The sequence below is a fragment of the Rhodococcus gannanensis genome, from assembly GCF_042681175.1.
GTDB classification, from domain to species: Bacteria; Actinomycetota; Actinomycetes; order Mycobacteriales; family Mycobacteriaceae; genus Rhodococcus_G; species Rhodococcus_G gannanensis.
In genome coordinates this window covers 145986-164057 of record NZ_JBHUFB010000010.1, presented here as the reverse complement: position 1 = coordinate 164057, position 18072 = coordinate 145986, and the positions used below count along the sequence as shown (strand labels likewise).

Below are 18072 nucleotides of genomic sequence, written 5' to 3'. Positions count from 1 at the left end.
ACGTCAGCTGGTGATGTCCTTGCGGGCGAACACGAACCAGGCGGTCACCGCGAAGGCAGCGCCGTACGCCAGGGCGGAGAACGATCCGATGACCATGTCGTGCCAGTCGACGGTGGGTGCCAGGAATCGGGTCCACGCGAACGAGAAGTGGCCCGGCAGGTAGTCGCGCCAGTGGTCGAGTGCGGTGATCTGGTCGAGGATCTGCACGAGGATCGACACCATCACCGTGCCGCCCACGGCGCCGAGTGGGGCATCGGTGAGGACCGACAGCAGCATCGCCAGTCCCGCCACCCAGATCAGGTTCACCGCGATGTAGGTCAGCGCCAGACAGAGCCGCCCGATCGCCTCCCAGTACCCGAGTGAGTCGCCGAACGGGGTGACGAGAGCGCCGGCGCCGTAGGCGACCGTGCCGACCGTCAGCGCGACGGCCACCAGCAGGATCAGCGCGACGACGGACAACAACGCCGACACGATCGCCTTCTGCTGGAGGAGCCGGTTGCGTGGCACCGGAATCGCGAGCAGGTAGCGAAGGGACGACCACGACGCCTCGCTGGCGACCGAATCGCCGAAGAACAACGCGACCACCACGATCAGCAGGAAGCCCACTGACATCAACAGCGTGAAGACCGTGAAGTTCACCCCGCTGCGGGTCGCCAGGTCGATCAGGTCGGACCCGCCCGTATTCGGTCCGGTGCCTCCGATCGCGAACGCGGCCACGAGAATCAGCGGCAGCGCCGCCAGGAATCCCAGCGCCAGGTGCGTGCGCCGCCGCTTGCACTGCCGCACCAGTTCGGTACGGAGCGGCAACGTGCGCCGCGCTCGGTAGCCGTCGGCGCGCCCGTCGGCGGGAACGATCGACTCGTCGGTCACGGGTCCTCCACTTCGCGAGCAGTTCCCGATGCGTGTGCCGTGTCCGCGTCACGGTGGTCCGAGGTGTGCACCAGTCGCAGGAACACCTCCTCGAGCCGCGTCGTCCGCGCGACCTGCCGTACCGCGACACCTGCCCCGACGAGCACGCGAACCATGTCGGCGGGATCGGTGTCGCCGAGATCGACGCGGATGCGATCGGCGTCCACACGATGCACCTGGACCGGCAGGGTGCCGGCGAGCACTGTTTCCGCCGCGGTTGCGTCGTCGACTCGGACGTCCGTCGCACCCTGAGCCGAGGTGAACTCTTCGACGGTTCCCTCGGCGATCACCCTGCCGTGATTCATCACCACGACGGCAGTGCACGTCTGCTCGACCTCTGCGAGCAGGTGGCTCGAGACGAGAACGGTTCGACCGCTGCGCGCGTAGTTCACCAGGACGTCCCGCATCGTGGCGATCTGCGGCGGATCGAGGCCGTTCGTCGGCTCGTCGAGCACCAGCAGATCAGGCAGTCCGAGCATCGCCTGGGCCAGCGCGAGCCGTTGGCGCATGCCCTGACTGTAGGAGCGGACCCTGCGGTGCACCGCATCGCCGAGATCCGCGATCGCCAGTGCCTCGTCCATCCGCGCCTCGGCCGTCGGCCGGCCCGTCGACTGCCAGTACAGCCGCAGGTTGTCGATGCCGCTGAGGTGGGGAAGCAGCCCCGAGCCCTCGACGAACGATCCGAGCCGGGACAGGACCGGGGCGCCGGGGGTCACGCGGTGCCCGAATACGCGGATCTCGCCCTCGGTCGGTGTGATCAGTCCCATCAGCATCCGCAGGGTCGTGGTCTTGCCGGCCCCGTTGGGGCCGAGGAGCCCCATCACCTCCCCGCGGCGGACGGTGAAGTCGACCCCGTCCACGGCGCGGAACCCGTTGGCGTAGGTCTTGCGGAGGCCCGTCACGGTCAGTGGGGTGCCGGCCAGTGCCGGGTCGGCATCGACGACGGCACGACGGCGGGATCGGACCACACCGATTCCGATCAGTACGGCGACGGCGACGGCGATGACGCCGATCCCGACGAGCGGGGCCAACGGCAGTGCGCGAGTCGACGACGTCGAGTCGACGCTGGGCACGGTCAGGGTGGTGTCCGCGAGTTCGACCGTGAATCGGGCGGGTGTCAGCGGCGTCGCGTACGCCTGGTCGGTGGTGGTGACCGCGAGTTCGAGGTGATGCCCCTCGGCGACCTGATGGGCGATCGCGGGGAGGCTGACGGTGATCGGAATGCGTTGTCCGGGGGCGTCTCCGGCAATCCTGATCGCAGACACGGCGCCGCCGGGGAGCAGGTGGCGGCCCTGCGGCGACACGTCGTAGAGCTTCGCGTACAGCACGCCCTCACCCGAGGCGGCCGTCGTCGTGACCGCGAGGGAGACCGTGGACGTCCCGGTGACGGTCAGTGCCTCGGGCAGCGGCGCCGTCGCGAATCGGGCGGTCTGTCCCGGCGGATCCGCCACCAGGTCGGTGGCAACACCGGCCGCTCCGAGGAGGTTCGCGGCAGCGCCGACACCCGGAACGGACGAGATCGCCGCGGGTGTGGCACCGGGAGGTCGATCGACGGTCTGCGGGGGACCGGAGAGCGTCAACCCGTGCCGTGGTGTGGCCGGCGAGGTGGCGGTCAGGCCCGGGTAGTCCGGGGCCGTTCTGCGCCGGTACGACTGCCCCTCGCCGCTGCCCGTGCCGGGCACGGTGAACACGAACGGTGTCGGCTCGTCCGCGGGTGCCGGGTCGCCTGCGGGAGAACCCAGGCGTTCGGTGAGGAAGCGAGCAGCGGCGGCCCGGCTGCCGTCCGAGTCGCCCCCGGCGTCGTGGCCGCCGGGGAACCAGCGCACCTGCACCGGTGTGCCCGCGGCGGCGATCTGCCGGGCGTTCGCATCGGCCTCGTCCAGTCCGAACAGCGTGTCCTGCTCGCCCTGGAGCAGCAACGTCGGCGCCGTGATCCGGTCGGCCACCGACGCGGGCGAGTGGGATCTCAGAAGGTCCAGCAGTTCCGTTGTCGGAGTACCAGATTCGGCGGCGGGGGCGTACGCAAGACAGATCGTCGGGTCGAACCGGCCGCACGGGCCGGTGTCGCCCTCCGAGTCGCCACCGGAAACGCCTGCGCCGAAGAAGATTCCCGCCCACCCGCGCTTGAGCACGCCGGGGCCCGCATAGCCCGGTGACGCCGGTGTGGGCGCCGTCGTCGGTGCGCCGTAGTTGGGGAAGAGCGCCCGACCCAGGTCGTTCCAGGTGATCGCCGCGGCGACCGCATCCACCCGCGGGTCGGTTCCGGCCACCATCAGCGAGAGCGCGCCTCCGTAGGACGCGCCGGTCACCCCGACGCGAGGATCGCCCGGGGAGTCGCGCAGGACCTCGGGCCGAGCCCCCAGCCAGTCGATCAGAGATCGGGCGTCGGCAACCTCACGATCGGGGTCGTTGAGCGTGATTCGGCCGGAACTCGAGCCGAATCCGCGAGCGCTGTAGGTCAGGACCACGAATCCGTCCGCCGCGAGGTCCTGCGCCTGGGCGTCGAGGGTGTCCTTGGAGCCGCCGAATCCGTGCGCGAGCAGGACTGCGGGAGCCGGTGTCTGCCGTGGCAGGTGGAGGCGCGCGTCGATCTGCACGTCGGCGTCCGAACCCGGTGACTCGGTCACCGACAGCGTCACGTCCTGCGTGGATCCGGGGTCGCCGGACGTCCCCCGCACTCCCACGGCGAGCCCGGCCGCCGTCACCGCGACCACGGCCGCAATGCCTGCGGCGGCGAGTCCGGTGGGGCGACGGAGGCGCATGAGATGCAATCCTGCCAGACACCACGGCTGTGGCTTGGCGCGCAATTCCCCCTCACCGGACGGGCATCCGACTAGGGTTACGGCAAGCGGCCGGGTGTCCCACGGGGTTGGGTGCCATGCCCGGCAACGACAATGCGCCGTACCCGGCGCGTGAGAAACCGGAGGAAGAATGAGTGCCTACCGCACCATCGTTGTGGGGACCGATGGCTCGGATTCGTCGCTGAAAGCGGTGGACAAGGCTGCGGCACTGGCCGGCGACGCCGGCGCGACGCTCGTCATCGCGTGCGCCTACTACCCGGCGGACCCCAAGGACATCGAGTCCGCGCAGGACGCCCTGCGCGAGGACGCATACCAGATCACCGGTTCCGCGCCGACATACGAGATCCTGCGGACCGCGCGGGAGCGGGCGCAGGCGGCCGGTGCGGCGAACATCGACGAGCGGGCCGTCGTGGGTGCACCGGTCGATTCGCTGCTGACGCTGGTCGACGAGCTCGAGGCCGACCTGCTGGTCGTCGGCAACCGGGGGCTGAACACTCTCACCGGGCGCCTTCTCGGCTCCGTCCCGTCGGATGCCGCCCGCAAGTCCACCTGCGACGTCCTGATCGTCCACACCGTGCGTTGAGCCCTGCCGGTGCCGACACTTCGGAGTCGGCACCGGCAGTCGGTCCTAGGCCGGTGGAGTCAGCTTCGACAGGACCTCCGGCAGCGCCTCCGAGTGGACGACGCCGAGACGCTGCGTGGCGCGCGTGAGCGCGACGTACAGGTCGTTCATCCCTCGAGGCGAGTCGCCGACGATCGCTGCCGGTTCGACGACGACGACCGAGTCGAACTCGAGTCCCTTCGCCTCCCGAACGGACAGCACGCTCACCGAGCCGCCGTGCAGATGCCGGTAGTCGGCCACCGTGTCCTCGGATGCGATCACCGCCACCAGGCCCGGCCCCGTCTCCGCTGCGACCCGCGCGCGGACCTCCGCGGTCAGACCCTCACGGGAGACACGACGGGCCCAGGGCACCGACCCTGAGTCACGAACAGACCGGGGAACGGACTGGTCGGGGTCGATCGCCGCGAGCACGTCCTGCGCCACCGCCATGATCTCCGACGGAGTGCGGTAGTTCACCGTCAACTCCGTCAGCTTCCAGCGGTTCGCGACGTACGGCTCGAGCACCGACTGCCACGACGAGCTGCCCGCCGGGTCACCCGTCTGTGCCGTGTCCCCGACCAGGGTCATCCAGCGATTCGGGATGCGGCGCATCAGCATTCGCCACGCCATCGCCGACAGCTCCTGGGCCTCGTCGACGATCACGTGGCCGAACGTCCACGTCCGGTCGGCTGCGGCGCGTTCGGCCGCCGTCAGTTGCTGGCGCATCTCGTGTCGCTGCGCCAGCTGGCTCGCGTCGACGAGGTCGTACGCCATGAGGATCTCCGGATCCAGCTCGTCCTCGAGATCCTGGGGAGCGGACCCGGTGAGGATGTCCAGCGCACCCTGCGCGTCCTCGATTTGCGCCCGCCACTCGCGGTCCGCGCGGTCACGTTCGGCGGCGTCGTCCACACCGAGCAGTTCGGCGAGTTCGTCGAGCAGGGGCGCGTCCGCCGCGCTGAAGCCGGTGTGCCGGTCGCGGTGGAGGAGCGCGCGTTGTCGAGGAGTGAGGTCGGGCGCGGCGGAGTCGACCCGTTCGGGCGACTGCAGCAGGTCGGTGAGAACCTGCTGCGGCGAGAGCCGCGGCCAGTACTCGTCGATCGCCGCCATCAGCGCCGAATCCTGGCGCATCTCGTCGCGGATGTCCGCGACGTCCTCGCGACTGAGTAGGTTCGATCCACCGAGCACGTTCGCGCCGAGGTTGGCGGCGAACTGGTCGGCCAGCGCCTCGACCGCGGCGGAGACGAAAAGCGGGCGCGCAAGGTTGTGCGGCCTGCGGGACGACCTTGCCCGGCCCCGGGCCCGGCTGACGATCTTGCGATCCAGGGTGACCGTGTAGGTGTCGAAGGGGATCGTGATCGGCTTCCTCGGGACCGACTGCCGGTCCCGCACGGCCTGCTTGAGTACCGCGACCATGTCGAGCGAGCCCTTGACCGCGCCGGTCTCCAGTGAATCCTGTTGCGTGGCAGTGACACCCGGATACATGTCGCCGACGGTGGAGAGGAGGACGCCGGTCTCTCCGAGTGAGGGCAGGACCTGCCCGATGTAGTCCAGGAAGGTGGCGTTCGGTCCCACGATCAACACACCGGACTTCGCCAGCTGCTGCCGGTAGGTGTACAGCAGGTACGCGGCGCGGTGCAGTGCGACCGCGGTTTTGCCCGTCCCCGGGCCACCCTGGACGACCATCACGGACTTGTGGTTGGACCGGATGATGGCGTCCTGCTCGGACTGGATCGTCTCGACGATGTCGGCCATGTGCCCGGTTCGCGCGGCGTTCAACGCCGTCAACAGCGCGCTCTCGCCCGCCACGCCGCGCGCGGTGCCCGCGACACCCGCGCGCTGCGCGGCCTCGAGATCGAGATACTCGTCGGCGATGCCGGTGACGCGCCTGCTGCGGGTGCGGATGTGCCTGCGCCGGGTGACGCCCTCCGGCGAGGCGGTCGTCGCGAGATAGAAGGGCCGGGCGAGCGGGGCCCGCCAGTCCAGCAGCAGTGGCTCGTAGTCGTCGTCCTCGTCGAGGATCCCGACGCGGCCGACGTACCGGCGGGCGTCCGCCGCGGTTGCACCCGCCTCCAGTTCCTCGGGGTCGAGGTCGATTCGTCCGAAACAGAGCCCGTTCTCGGCCGCGTCGTACTTGGCGATGTCCTCGCTGTACATCTGCGTGAACGACTCGCGCTCGCTGCGCGCCTGCGGAGTGCCTCCGGTCTCGAGGAGGACCGAGGCCAGGCGGGACTGGGCGTACCGGCGAAGGCCGTCGAGACGGTCGTACAGGAGCGACACGTGCTGCTGCTCGTGCTCCTGTTCGTCGGTGATGGTGCGGTCGGGGCCGGTGGCCGCCTCGTCGGGCAAGTGGAACTCCTCGGCGGATTCGTCAGGGCGAAAAGTGCCCAGCGAGTCTAGTCGCCGTCGGTCGCCGGTGCGGAAACCCCTGATCCGGGCCGTGCGAATCGCCACCGGGTCTGCCCGAACGGCCCCTTTCCGAACCCGAATCCGGTCACCGGTGAGACCCGGTACACGCGGGAGAGTCCGCCGCCTCCGCGGAAACCGCCTGCGGTCACCTCGAAACGCCACTGCCTGCCGTACTTCGCCACGTACGCGTCGGCCAGGCGCTGCAACAGGTCCTCGTCCGACACGAGCGTGGCGGCTCCTTCGAGGACGATGTCGAACCCCTCGGCGTAGACGTTCGTCCCCGTGGTCACCGCGACGGCAGAATTGCCGTCCAGGTTCACGGCCTTCCGCTCGCCGGGACCCGTGCAGAAGTGCCAGGCGTCGTCGACCCACACACCGATGAGGGGAGTGACGTGCGGGCGGCCGTCGGGGCGCACGGTGCTGAGCCAGTAGATCTCCGCGTCCCTGACGAGGTCACGGGCCCACTCCCAGCTGACCGGGAACGCCCCGGGCTCGCTGTAACGCTCGTCCAGATCGGTGATCGGATCGGTCATCGCAGGTCCCTCTCCCTCGGGGCCGCGCAGCGCGCGGCCTGGTCAGGTCACCAGCCGCGCTCCTGCCACTCGGCGAGGAACGGCCGCTCGTCGCCGAGTGTCGTGTCCCGGCCGTGGCCGGGGTAGACGACGGTGTCGTCGGGGAAGCGCTCGAACAGCTTGGTGGTCACGTCTCGGTACAGCGAGTCGAACATCTGCGCGTCGGCTGTCTTGCCGACACCACCGGGAAACAACGAGTCCCCGGTGAACAGGTGGACCTGACCGTTGGCGGGGTCGGTGAGCGCGAGCGCGATCGAGCCCTCGGTGTGCCCGGACAGGTGGATGACCTCGAGAGCGAGGCGGCCGACCTCCACGAGGTCGCCGTCGGAGACCGTCTGCGCCGGCACCACGGGGAGTGCTGGAGCGTCGAGCGGGTGCGCGATGGTCGGCGCCCCGGTGGCTGCGGCGATCTCGGCCAGTGCGAGCCAGTGGTCGGGGTGCTGGTGGGTCGTGACGATCGACCCGAGGTGCGGGGCGGCGGCCTCGAGCAGATCCGTCAGCCGATCGGCCTCGTTCGCCGCGTCGATCAGCAGCGACTCGCCCGTGCCCGCGTCGACGACGAGGTAGGCGTTGTTGTCCATCGGGCCGACGGACATCTTCGTGATCGTCGCGTCCGCGATCGTTCGTCGCTGCGGATCGCCACCCTGGGTGAGTACACCGGTGTAGTGGTCGTCGATGCGCATCAGCCGCTGGTCCATGAGGGGAGGCTACCGTCGCGACGGCACTCGTGACGGGTCGGCGACGACGTCGTGGCGAAACCGTGTCGGACCTCGGGCCTACGATGGATGGCGGCCGAGAACTCCGAACCGGCGAACACGGGACCGGCGGTGCGGCGCGAGAAAGGACAGCGTGTGGCGGACCGCCTGATCGTGCAAGGGGCGCGTGAACACAATCTCCGGGGAATCGACATCGACCTGCCCCGGGACAGCATGATCGTCTTCACCGGGCTCTCGGGGTCCGGTAAGTCGTCGCTCGCCTTCGACACCATCTTCGCGGAGGGGCAGCGTCGGTACGTCGAGTCGCTGTCCGCGTACGCGCGGCAGTTCCTGGGCCAGATGGACAAGCCGGACGTCGACTTCATCGAGGGCCTCTCGCCCGCGGTGTCGATCGACCAGAAGTCGACGAACCGCAATCCGCGTTCGACGGTCGGCACCATCACCGAGGTCTACGACTACCTGCGTCTGCTCTACGCCCGCGCGGGGACTCCGCACTGCCCGGCCTGCGGTGAGCGAATCGCGAAGCAGACACCACAGCAGATCGTCGATCAGGTGCTCGCCATGGAGGAGGGCACCCGGTTCCAGGTGCTGGCGCCGGTGGTCCGCACCCGCAAGGGCGAATTCGTCGACCTGTTCGAGCAGCTCAACACCCAGGGGTACGCGCGTGTCCGCATCGACGGTGTGGTGCATCAGCTCACCGACCCGCCGAAGCTGAAGAAGCAGGAGAAGCACGACATCGAGGTCGTGGTCGACCGCCTGACCGTGAAGGCGAGTTCGAAACAGCGACTCACCGACTCGATCGAGACCGCGCTGCGGCTGGCCGACGGCATCGTCGTCCTCGACTTCGTCGACCGGGAGGACGACGCACCCGACCGTGAACGACGTTTCTCCGAGAACCTCGCCTGCCCGAACGGGCACCCGCTGGCGATCGACGATCTCGAACCGCGGTCCTTCTCGTTCAACTCGCCGTACGGCGCGTGCCCCGAGTGCACCGGACTCGGCATGCGCAAGGAGGTCGACCCCGAGCTCGTCGTCCCGGATCCGGAGCTGAGCCTCGCCGAGGGCGCCATCGCACCGTGGTCGATGGGCCAGACGTCCGAGTACTTCGGTCGGCTGCTGTCGGGCCTCGCCGATGCGATGGGTTTCGACATCGACGCGCCGTGGCGTGAACTGCCCGCGAAGGCCCGCCGCGCGGTTCTGGAGGGCAGCGAACATCAGGTTCATGTGAAGTACAAGAACCGCTACGGACGAACACGGTCGTACTACGCCGAGTTCGAGGGCGTGATGCCGTTCCTGCATCGCAGGCTCGAACAGACCGAGTCGGAGCAGATGAAGGAGCGCTACGACGGGTACATGCGGGACGTCCCGTGCCCGGCCTGCCAGGGCGCTCGACTGCGCCCCGAGATCCTCTCCGTGACGATCGAGGCGGGGGAGTACGGGGAGAAGTCGATCGCCGACGTCGCCGAGTTGTCGATCGCCGAATGCGCCAGGTTCCTCGACTCGCTGACGCTCGGCGCCCGTGAGGAGGCGATCGCCGGGCAGGTGCTCAAGGAGGTTCAGGCCCGCCTCGGGTTCCTGCTCGACGTCGGATTGGAGTACCTGTCGCTGTCGCGTGCGGCGGGCACGCTGTCCGGTGGCGAGGCCCAGCGCATCCGTCTGGCGACCCAGATCGGATCCGGGCTGGTCGGTGTCCTGTACGTCCTCGACGAGCCGTCGATCGGTCTGCACCAGCGGGACAACCGGCGTCTGATCGACACCCTCACCCGGCTCCGCGACCTCGGCAACACACTGATCGTCGTCGAGCACGACGAGGACACCATCCGCGCCTCCGACTGGGTCGTCGACATCGGACCCCTCGCCGGCGAACACGGCGGTCAGGTCGTGCACAGCGGACCGTACGCCGACCTCCTGAAGTGTGAGGAGTCGTTGACCGGCGCGTACCTGTCCGGTCGGTCCGTGATCGAGGTGCCCCTGGTGCGCCGGGCAGTCGACAAGAAGCGGCAGGTCACGGTCGTCGGTGCGAAGGAACACAACCTCAAGGACATCGACGTCAGTTTCCCGCTCGGGGTGCTCACCGCGGTGACGGGTGTGTCGGGGTCCGGAAAGTCGACCCTCGTCAATGACATCCTCGCGACGGTGATGGCGAACAAGCTCAACGGCGCCCGGCAGGTCCCCGGCAGGCACACCCGTATCAACGGACTGGACCAACTGGACAAGCTGGTCCAGGTGGACCAGTCGCCGATCGGCCGGACTCCGCGGTCGAATGCCGCAACGTACACCGGGGTGTTCGACAAGATCCGCACCCTGTTCGCGCAGACGACCGAGGCGAAGGTCCGCGGCTATCAGCCCGGCCGCTTCTCGTTCAACGTCAAGGGTGGACGCTGTGAGGCGTGCTCCGGCGACGGCACGCTGAAGATCGAGATGAACTTCCTGCCCGACGTGTACGTGCCCTGCGAGGTGTGCCACGGTGCCCGGTACAACCGGGAGACGCTCGAGGTGCACTACAAGGGCAAGACGATCGCCGAGGTTCTCGACATGTCGATCGAGGAGGCGGCGGAGTTCTTCGAGCCGATCACCTCGATCCACCGATACCTCGAGACCCTCGTTCGGGTCGGCCTCGGTTACGTCCGCCTCGGACAGCCGGCGCCGACGCTCTCCGGCGGTGAGGCGCAGCGCGTCAAACTCGCGGCGGAGCTGCAGAAACGCTCCACCGGCAGGACTGTCTACATCCTCGACGAGCCGACCACCGGCCTGCATTTCGAGGACATCCGGAAGCTGCTCGGTGTGGTGAACGGGCTCGTCGACAAGGGCAACACCGTCATCGTGATCGAGCACAACCTGGACGTCATCAAGACGTCGGACTGGATCGTCGACATGGGGCCGGAGGGCGGCTCGGGCGGTGGAACGGTCGTCGCGCAGGGGATCCCCGAGGACGTCGCACAGGTCCCGGAAAGCTACACGGGCACGTTCCTCAAGGAGGCGCTGGCGGGAACGCCTGCCGCTGCACAGCCGAAGCGTAAGAGGGCGCCCCGGAAGGTGGCGGCCGCACGGGGGTAGTGCGAGAGGCGCGAACCGCTCGAAACGAGCGATGCCGGTGGGCACGGACCGCAAGGTCCGTGCCCACCGGCATCGGTGCTGTGGACGACTGAAATCAGGCGGCGGTGCCGCCACCTGCGTCGACGTCGCCGGGAATGGAGGATCCGCCCGCGAGGAGCGAGTTCACGATGTTTGCGAGCGATCCGAACAGGCCGTCGATGTCGCCGGGGTTGATGCCCATTGAAGTCTCCTTGGTGATGATGTGCTGATCCGACCGTCGCGCGCGCACGCGGGCGGCTTGGGGTGTCGGAAATCGATCGGTAACCGTGTCCCCGCTTGGCCCGGCGGGTACATGACGACGGCCGTGGCGATGATCCCCCGATCGCAGTGACCGCTCGTGCAATGCGGCGCCTCCACTGCATTCGCGGATCTTTGTACACGACGGTGCCGGTCGGAACTTCGTCTTTCAGCGAATCGGAAACGACATCAAGAAGTGATCTTCATCACGTGACGAACGGGGTTCTCAGTACACCGGTCCGGTGTACTTTTCGCCCGGACCCTTGCCTGGCTCGTCGGGATGCGCGGACGCCTCACGGAAGGCGCGCTGCAGCGCCTGCAGTCCGTCCCGGATCGGGCCGGCGTGCGGGCCGAGGTACTCGACCGACGCCGTGACCAGGCCCGCGAGCGCGGTGATGACACGGCGGGCCTCGTCGAGATCGAGGTGGGCGCTCTCGCTCGGGTCCTCCGCAGACAGTCCGAGCTTCTCCGCGGCCGAGCTCATCAACATGACGGCCGCCCGGCTGATCACCTCGACCGCCGGGACCTCCGCCAGTTCGCGAACCTCGGCGTCGTCGTTCTGCCCTGCGTGCGATGCGTCTGTCATGGCTGCTAGACTTTCACACACGACCGCCCCCGATGATGTCGGGGGCAGCAAGTGGAGTCCGACTCCCACCGTTCGTTCCGTGAAGTCAATTCGCAGGTCAACGGTTCCGGTCATCCGGGTTTCGAGCCCGCCGCCTCAGTCTGGGGTGCGCAGGTTCGTGCCGGGTTCCCCATTCGGGGAGGTGACGTTCATCCGTTGCCTGATCGGTCGACATCGGACCCCGACTGGAGATTCTTCCAGCGGGGTTCTTTTGTTGGGGACATGGGCAGGCGGGCTGCCGGCGGTCAGGACGACCACGCCGCACTACCTAGGAGGCCCCATCAGCACTGAGACTCGCATCAACGAGCGCATCCGCGTACCCGAGGTTCGACTTGTCGGACCGGGTGGTGAGCAGGTTGGCATCGTGCGTGTTGAAGATGCACTCCGCTTGGCGCAGGACGCGGACCTCGATCTGGTCGAGGTCGCTCCCGACGCGCGTCCGCCGGTGTGCAAGATCATGGACTACGGCAAGTTCAAGTACGAGGCCGCGCAGAAGGCGCGCGAATCGCGCAAGAACCAGCAGCAGACCGTGATCAAGGAGCAGAAGCTCCGCCCCAAGATCGACGACCACGACTACGAGACGAAGAAGCGCAATGTCGTTCGCTTCCTCGAGGCCGGGTCGAAGGTCAAGGTCACGATCATGTTCCGTGGTCGCGAGCAGTCCCGCCCCGAGCTGGGATTCCGGCTTCTGCAGCGTCTCGGTGCCGATGTCGCCGATCTCGGTTTCATCGAGACGTCCGCGAAGCAGGACGGCCGCAACATGACGATGGTGCTGGCGCCGCACAAGGGTGCCAAGACTCGCGTCAAGGCGCAGGAGCAGGCACAGCAGCGCGTCGCACGTCCCGCAGCGGCGGCACCCGCGCCCGCACCCGAGGCTCCCGCAGCTCCGGAGGCCGCGGCCCCGCAGACCCCAGACACGCCTGCGAGCTGACGAAGACCAGCTGGCAGTACGCAGCAGTACAAGAAACGGAAACTGAGGACTCCATGCCCAAGAACAAGAGCCACAGCGGCACCTCGAAGCGATTCAAGGTGTCCGGCAGCGGCAAGATCCTGCGCCAGAAGGCCGGACGTCGCCACCTGCTCGAGCACAAGGCCACCAAGGTCACCCGCCGCCTCGACGGCGTCGCCGTGGTCGACAAGGCCGACGTCCCCCGCGTCAAGCGCCTGCTCGGCATCTGATTCGACTTTCCACCACCCCTCGGGTGCGCCAGCCGCGTCCGACCGATTGACAGGATTTATCAGTGGCACGCGTAAAAAGGGCAGTCAACGCCCAGAAGAAGCGCCGTTCCGTTCTCGAGGCTTCCGCCGGCTACCGCGGCCAGCGTTCGCGCCTCTACCGCAAGGCCAAGGAGCAGCAGCTCCACTCGCTGACCTACGCCTACCGTGACCGTCGCGCGCGCAAGGGCGACTTCCGCAAGCTGTGGATCTCGCGCATCAACGCCGCCGCTCGTGCGAACGACATCACCTACAACCGCTTCATCCAGGGCCTGAAGGCTGCTGGTGTCGAGGTCGACCGCAAGATCCTCGCCGAGCTCGCGGTCTCCGACGCCGAGGCGTTCGCCGGTCTGGTTGCCGTCGCGAAGGCAGCACTGCCTGCCGACGTGAACGCTCCCGCCGGGGAAGCGGCCTGAGCAAGCCGATCCAGGAGCGACCCGTGGACCCGTTCACCGAGCGGACTCCACGGGTCGTTTCTGCTGTCAAGCTGCTTCGCGGCGCGGACCGCCGGAAGGCGGGCAGGTTCCTCGCCGAGGGCGCGAACTCGGTGACCGCCGCCCTCGACACCGGTCGGGCCGAGGAACTGTTCGTCACGACCGACGCGGCGGTCCGGCACTCCGATCTCGTGGAGCGTGCGCTCGCGCTGGGCGTGCGGGTCTCGCCGGTCACGGATCGTGCCGCGAAGGCGCTCGGCGACACCGTGACGCCGCCGGGGTTGGTCGCCGTCTGCCGGTTGGTCGACGTCCCGCTGGCGCAGGCGCTGGGGGAGTCGCCTCGACTGCTCGCGGTGCCGGTGGCGATCTCCGACCCGGGGAACGCGGGCACGGTGATCCGGGTCGCGGACGCGGTCGGCGCGGATGCCGCAGTGCTGGCGGGCGACAGTGTCGATCCGCACAACGGCAAGGCCGTCCGATCCTCGGCGGGCAGCGTGTTCCACCTGCCGATCGCCCGTGAGCGCGACGTGGACGTCGTTCTCGGCTCGTTGGCCGATGCGGGGGTTCGCGTGCTCGCGACCGCTGCCGACGGCGAGGTGGAGCTGGACGAGGCGGACGACCTCCTGGCGGGGCCGACGGCGTGGCTGTTCGGCAACGAGGCGCACGGACTCGATCCGGAGCTCGCCGCACGAGCGGACCATCGCGTGCGGATCCCGATCCACGGTCGTGCCGAATCGCTGAACCTGGCGACGGCGGCCGCGATCTGCCTGTACTCGAGTGCCCGGGTGCAGCATTCCGCGTCTCGCCCGACCACCTAGAATCTGCCCTGCAGAACCGACGACGAGGAGTACGACGAGCCGTGGCCAAGAACGAGGGCGACAGTGCACCGACCATCGACGCGCAGGCGCTGACCGAGGAGTCGCTCACCGCGGCCGCGGTCGCCGCGGAACAGGCGTTCGCCGAGGCGGCCGACCTCGACGCGCTCGCCGTCGCGAAGACGGAGCATCTCGGGGACAAGGCGCCGCTGTCGCTCGTGCGCCGTGCGCTGGGATCGCTTCCGGGCAAGGAGAAGGCGGATGCAGGCAAGCGGGTCAACGCGGCCCGCACTCGGGCAGGCGCCGCGTACGACACCCGGCGTGAGGTGCTGCTCGCGGAACGCGACGCCGCGGTCCTGGTCGCGGAGGCGATCGACGTCACCGTCCCGTCCGGCCGCCGGCCCGTCGGCGCGCGCCACCCCATCACCATCATCTCCGAGCAGGTCAGCGACGTGTTCGTGGCGATGGGCTGGGAGATCGCGGAGGGCCCGGAGGTCGAGACGGAGCACTTCAACTTCGATGCCCTGAACTTCCTGCCGGACCATCCGGCCCGGACCATGCAGGACACCTTCCACATCGCGCCGGAGGGGTCGCGTCAGGTGCTCCGCACCCACACCTCACCGGTCCAGGTGCGGACGATGCTCTCGCGGGACCTCCCGGTGTACGTGGTGTGCCCCGGCCGTACGTTCCGGACCGACGAGCTGGACGCGACGCACACGCCGGTCTTCTCGCAGATCGAAGGCCTCGCGGTGGACAAGGGCCTGACGATGGCGCACCTGCGGGGCACGCTCGACGCCTTCGCTCGCGCGCTCTTCGGTCCGGACACGCGAACCCGTATGCGACCCAACTACTTCCCGTTCACCGAGCCCTCCGCCGAGGTCGACGTGTGGTTCCCGGGCAAGAAGGGTGGCGCCGGCTGGGTGGAATGGGGCGGCTGCGGCATGGTCAACCCGAATGTGTTGCGGGCCAGCGGAATCGATCCGGACGAGTACAGCGGGTTCGCGTTCGGGATGGGGCTGGAGCGGACCCTGCAGTTCCGCAACGGAATCCCGGACATGCGTGACATCGTCGAGGGTGACGTGCGTTTCACGCTGCCCTTCGGTGTTCAGGCCTGAGTGAACCAGCAGAGCGAACGAGAGAGCTGAGTAGACGTGCGAGTAGCGCAATCGTGGCTGACCCAGATCCTGCAGCGGGCGACGCCGGGCTGGGAGGTGACCCCCGAGGAACTCGACGCAGGTTTCGTGCGGGTCGGTCTCGAGGTCGAGGAAGTCGACGCCGTGCCCCTGGTGTCGGGTCCGCTGGTGGTGGGCCGGGTCGTCGAGATCGAGGAACTGGCCGAGTTCAAGAAGCCGATCCGGTTCTGCCGGGTGGACGTCGGCGGCGAGGACCTTCAGGAGATCGTCTGCGGCGCACGGAACTTCGCGGTCGGTGATCTCGTCGTCGCAGCGTTGCCGGGTGCGGTGCTGCCAGGGGATTTCGCGATCGCCTCCCGGAAGACGTACGGCCGGGTGTCGAACGGCATGATGTGTTCGGCCTCCGAGCTCGGGATCGGCAAGGACCACTCCGGGATCCTGGTCCTCGAGCCGGGTACGGCCGCGCCGGGTACGGCAGCAGGCGAGATCCTCGGCCTCGGCGACACCATCATCGAGCTGAACATCACGCCGGACCGCGGCTACTGCTTCTCGGTGCGCGGCCTCACCCGTGAGCTGGCCAACGGTTTCGACCTCGAGTACGTCGACCCGGCCGCCGGGGTACCCTTCGAGGCGTCCGGCGACGCGTGGCCGCTCGACGTTCGGCCCGAGTCCGGATGCACCCGGTTCGCGTTGCGTCGGGTCACCGGCGTCGATCCGGCTGCCGTCACTCCCTGGTGGATGCAGCGCCGACTGCTGCTGTCGGGCGTGCGGCCGATCTCTCCCGCCGTCGACGTGACGAACTACGTGATGCTCGAACTCGGGCATCCGCTGCACGCGTTCGACGCGGCCAAGGTCTCGGGTGGCCTCGTGGTGCGCCGTGCCGTTGCGGGGGAGACCCTGACGACCCTCGACGAGGTCGAGCGCACTCTCGACGCCGAGGACGTCGTCATCTGCGACGACTCGGGTGTCATCTCGCTCGCCGGTGTGATGGGGGGTGCGAGCACGGAAGTCGGCCCCGGCACCACCGAGGTTCTCCTCGAGGCGGCGATCTGGAATCCGCTCGCCGTGTTCCGCACCTCGCGCAGGCACAAGCTGATCTCGGAGGCGTCCAAGCGCTACGAGCGGGTCGTCGATTCGGCGCTCTCCGTCGCGGCACTCGAACGGGCGGCCGGGCTGCTCGCCGAGATCACCGGCGGCCACGTCGAGCCCGTGCTGACGGATGCCGGTTCGGTCGCCGATCCCACCCCGATTTTCATGGATCTCGATCTGCCCAGCCGGGTGGCGGGAGTCACCTACCCGGACGGTACCGCGGCCCATCGCCTCACCCAGATCGGCTGCACCGTCGACGTCTCCGTCGACGACGGCCTCGGGCACCTCGTGGTGACGCCGCCGACGTGGCGTCCCGACCTGACCCAGCCCGCCGACCTCGTCGAGGAGGTGCTGCGACTCGAGGGCCTCGAGAAGATCCCGTCGGTGCTTCCCGCGGCACCCGCCGGGCGTGGCCTGACCCCCGAGCAGCGGCGACGCCGCGCCGTCGGCAAGGCACTCGCGTTCGACGGATACGCCGAGGTTCTCCCGACGGTCTTCCTGCCCGCAGCGGTCTTCGACGTGTGGGGCCTGGATGCGGACGATCCGCGCCGCGTCACCAGCCGGGTGCTGAACCCGCTCGAATCCGATCGCCCGGAGCTGGCGACCACGCTGCTGCCGGGTCTGCTGGAGATCCTGTCCCGCAACGTCTCTCGGGGCCAGCGCGACCTCGCGCTCTACGGCCTCCAGCAGGTGGTCCAGCCCGGTCCGGACACGAAGGCGGTGCAGGCGCTGCCGGTCGACCGCAGGCCGACAGATGCACAGATCGCGGAGTTGGTGGAGTCGCTGCCGAAGCAGCCGCTGCACGTCGGTGCGGTCCTCACCGGCCTTCGCGAGCCGAGCGGACCCTGGGGCGTGGGACGTGCCGCCGAGGCCTCGGACGCGTTCGCCGCGGCGGACACGATCGCCGCGGCCGCCGGTGTGACGCTCGAGCGCCGTGCGGCCCAGCACCTTCCGTGGCACCCGGGCCGGTGCGCCGAACTGCTTGTGGACGGTGTCGTCGTCGGGCACGCCGGCGAACTGCATCCGGCCGTCCTCGAACGAGCGGGCCTGCCGGCTCGTACGTGTGCCGTCGAGGTGAACCTCGATGCCCTGCCCGTCGCGGAATCGCTGCCTGCTCCGCGGGTGTCGCCGTTCCCCGCGGTGCTGCAGGACGTCGCGGTGGTCGTCGACGACACCGTGGCTGCGGCGTCGGTCGAGGCGGCGCTGCGCGGTGGTGCCGGTGAACTCCTCGAGGACATTCGCCTGTTCGACGTGTTCACCGGCGAACAGGTCGGTGCCGGACGTAAGTCGCTCGCCTTCGCGCTGCGATTCCGTGCAACCGATCGAACCCTCACCGAGGACGAGGCGAGTGCCGCCCGCGATGCGGCAGTGGCGGCGGCCGGTGCGGCCGTCGGAGCGACGCTGCGCGCCTGAGAGTTCCAGT

At 69.0% G+C, this 18072-nt stretch carries 15 protein-coding genes; 8 read left to right on the top strand and 7 right to left on the bottom strand.

The genetic code is table 11. The features are described from left to right. Positions 1–3: 3 nt before the first annotated feature. Together ACFSJG_RS11695 and ACFSJG_RS11690 are read right to left on the bottom strand one after the other, a co-directional pair. The gene (locus tag ACFSJG_RS11695) at positions 4–870 is read right to left on the bottom strand and encodes an ABC transporter permease (protein ID WP_378485399.1); all 867 of its coding nucleotides are present in this window, start codon (positions 868–870) and stop codon (positions 4–6) included. After that, entirely contained in the window at positions 867–3671 is a 2805-nt protein-coding gene (locus tag ACFSJG_RS11690; protein WP_378485398.1) for an alpha/beta fold hydrolase, read from the bottom strand. Before ACFSJG_RS11690 ends, ACFSJG_RS11695 begins: the two co-directional genes overlap by 4 nt. Before the next feature lie 169 nt (positions 3672–3840). Here ACFSJG_RS11690 and ACFSJG_RS11685 point away from each other — a divergent pair, with 169 nt between their 5' ends. After that, positions 3841–4293: a universal stress protein gene (locus ACFSJG_RS11685; RefSeq protein ID WP_378485397.1), complete on the top strand. Its 453-nt coding sequence runs from the start codon at positions 3841–3843 to the stop codon at positions 4291–4293. A 45-nt stretch (positions 4294–4338) separates the two neighbouring features. Here ACFSJG_RS11685 and ACFSJG_RS11680 read toward each other — a convergent pair whose 3' ends face one another. From ACFSJG_RS11680 to ACFSJG_RS11670, 3 genes are read right to left on the bottom strand one after another with little or no spacing between them, the layout of a single operon-like run. Then, the gene (locus ACFSJG_RS11680; RefSeq protein WP_378485396.1) at positions 4339–6657 is read right to left on the bottom strand and encodes a HelD family protein; all 2319 of its coding nucleotides are present in this window, start codon (positions 6655–6657) and stop codon (positions 4339–4341) included. 47 nt (positions 6658–6704) lie between these two features. Next, positions 6705–7250 carry a pyridoxamine 5'-phosphate oxidase family protein gene (locus ACFSJG_RS11675; RefSeq protein WP_378485395.1) on the bottom strand — a complete coding sequence of 182 codons (546 nt, stop codon included), beginning with the start codon at positions 7248–7250 and terminating at the stop codon, positions 6705–6707. Positions 7251–7297: 47 nt separating this feature from the next. Continuing rightward, on the bottom strand, positions 7298–7987 hold the full coding sequence (locus tag ACFSJG_RS11670) for an MBL fold metallo-hydrolase (RefSeq protein ID WP_378485394.1): 690 nt from the start codon (positions 7985–7987) through the stop codon (positions 7298–7300). A gap of 153 nt (positions 7988–8140) precedes the next feature. On the opposite strand from ACFSJG_RS11670, the gene uvrA reads away from it, so the two are divergent. After that, entirely contained in the window at positions 8141–11062 is a 2922-nt protein-coding gene (gene uvrA, locus ACFSJG_RS11665; RefSeq protein WP_378485393.1) for an excinuclease ABC subunit UvrA, read from the top strand. Positions 11063–11156: 94 nt separating this feature from the next. Here the strand turns inward: uvrA and ACFSJG_RS11660 are convergent, their stop codons facing one another. Beyond that, positions 11157–11282: a hypothetical protein gene (locus tag ACFSJG_RS11660; protein ID WP_378485392.1), complete on the bottom strand. Its 126-nt coding sequence runs from the start codon at positions 11280–11282 to the stop codon at positions 11157–11159. A gap of 282 nt (positions 11283–11564) precedes the next feature. Beyond that, positions 11565–11924, bottom strand: a complete 360-nt coding sequence (locus ACFSJG_RS11655; RefSeq protein WP_378485391.1) for a DUF1844 domain-containing protein — start codon at positions 11922–11924, stop codon at positions 11565–11567. Positions 11925–12198: 274 nt separating this feature from the next. Between ACFSJG_RS11655 and infC the strand changes: the two genes are divergently transcribed. The 6 genes from infC to pheT all read left to right on the top strand — a co-directional run bounded on the left by infC (position 12199) and on the right by pheT (position 18062). Beyond that, positions 12199–12894, top strand: a complete 696-nt coding sequence (gene infC, locus ACFSJG_RS11650) for a translation initiation factor IF-3 (RefSeq protein ID WP_378485951.1) — start codon at positions 12199–12201, stop codon at positions 12892–12894. Positions 12895–12947: 53 nt separating this feature from the next. Next, the gene (gene rpmI / locus ACFSJG_RS11645; protein ID WP_007531459.1) at positions 12948–13142 is read left to right on the top strand and encodes a 50S ribosomal protein L35; all 195 of its coding nucleotides are present in this window, start codon (positions 12948–12950) and stop codon (positions 13140–13142) included. Between the two features lie 62 nt (positions 13143–13204). Next, positions 13205–13594 carry a 50S ribosomal protein L20 gene (gene rplT, locus ACFSJG_RS11640; RefSeq protein WP_050065175.1) on the top strand — a complete coding sequence of 130 codons (390 nt, stop codon included), beginning with the start codon at positions 13205–13207 and terminating at the stop codon, positions 13592–13594. Positions 13595–13617: 23 nt separating this feature from the next. Next, positions 13618–14430, top strand: a complete 813-nt coding sequence (locus tag ACFSJG_RS11635; protein WP_378485390.1) for a TrmH family RNA methyltransferase — start codon at positions 13618–13620, stop codon at positions 14428–14430. A gap of 41 nt (positions 14431–14471) precedes the next feature. Beyond that, entirely contained in the window at positions 14472–15542 is a 1071-nt protein-coding gene (gene pheS / locus ACFSJG_RS11630) for a phenylalanine--tRNA ligase subunit alpha (RefSeq protein ID WP_378485389.1), read from the top strand. 36 nt (positions 15543–15578) lie between these two features. Beyond that, positions 15579–18062 (top strand): phenylalanine--tRNA ligase subunit beta, encoded by a 2484-nt coding sequence (pheT, locus tag ACFSJG_RS11625; protein ID WP_378485388.1) that lies wholly within the window; start codon positions 15579–15581, stop codon positions 18060–18062. The last annotated feature ends 10 nt before the right edge of the window (positions 18063–18072 follow it).

Coding starts and splice junctions, on each gene's coding strand:
- ACFSJG_RS11670 (WP_378485394.1), bottom strand. CDS start 7,987: ATGGACCAGCGGCTGATGCGCATCGACGACCACTACACCGGTGTACTC.
- rpmI (WP_007531459.1), top strand. CDS start 12,948: ATGCCCAAGAACAAGAGCCACAGCGGCACCTCGAAGCGATTCAAGGTG.
- ACFSJG_RS11690 (WP_378485398.1), bottom strand. CDS start 3,671: ATGCGCCTCCGTCGCCCCACCGGACTCGCCGCCGCAGGCATTGCGGCC.
- ACFSJG_RS11685 (WP_378485397.1), top strand. CDS start 3,841: ATGAGTGCCTACCGCACCATCGTTGTGGGGACCGATGGCTCGGATTCG.
- ACFSJG_RS11655 (WP_378485391.1), bottom strand. CDS start 11,924: ATGACAGACGCATCGCACGCAGGGCAGAACGACGACGCCGAGGTTCGC.
- ACFSJG_RS11675 (WP_378485395.1), bottom strand. CDS start 7,250: ATGACCGATCCGATCACCGATCTGGACGAGCGTTACAGCGAGCCCGGG.
- ACFSJG_RS11660 (WP_378485392.1), bottom strand. CDS start 11,282: ATGGGCATCAACCCCGGCGACATCGACGGCCTGTTCGGATCGCTCGCA.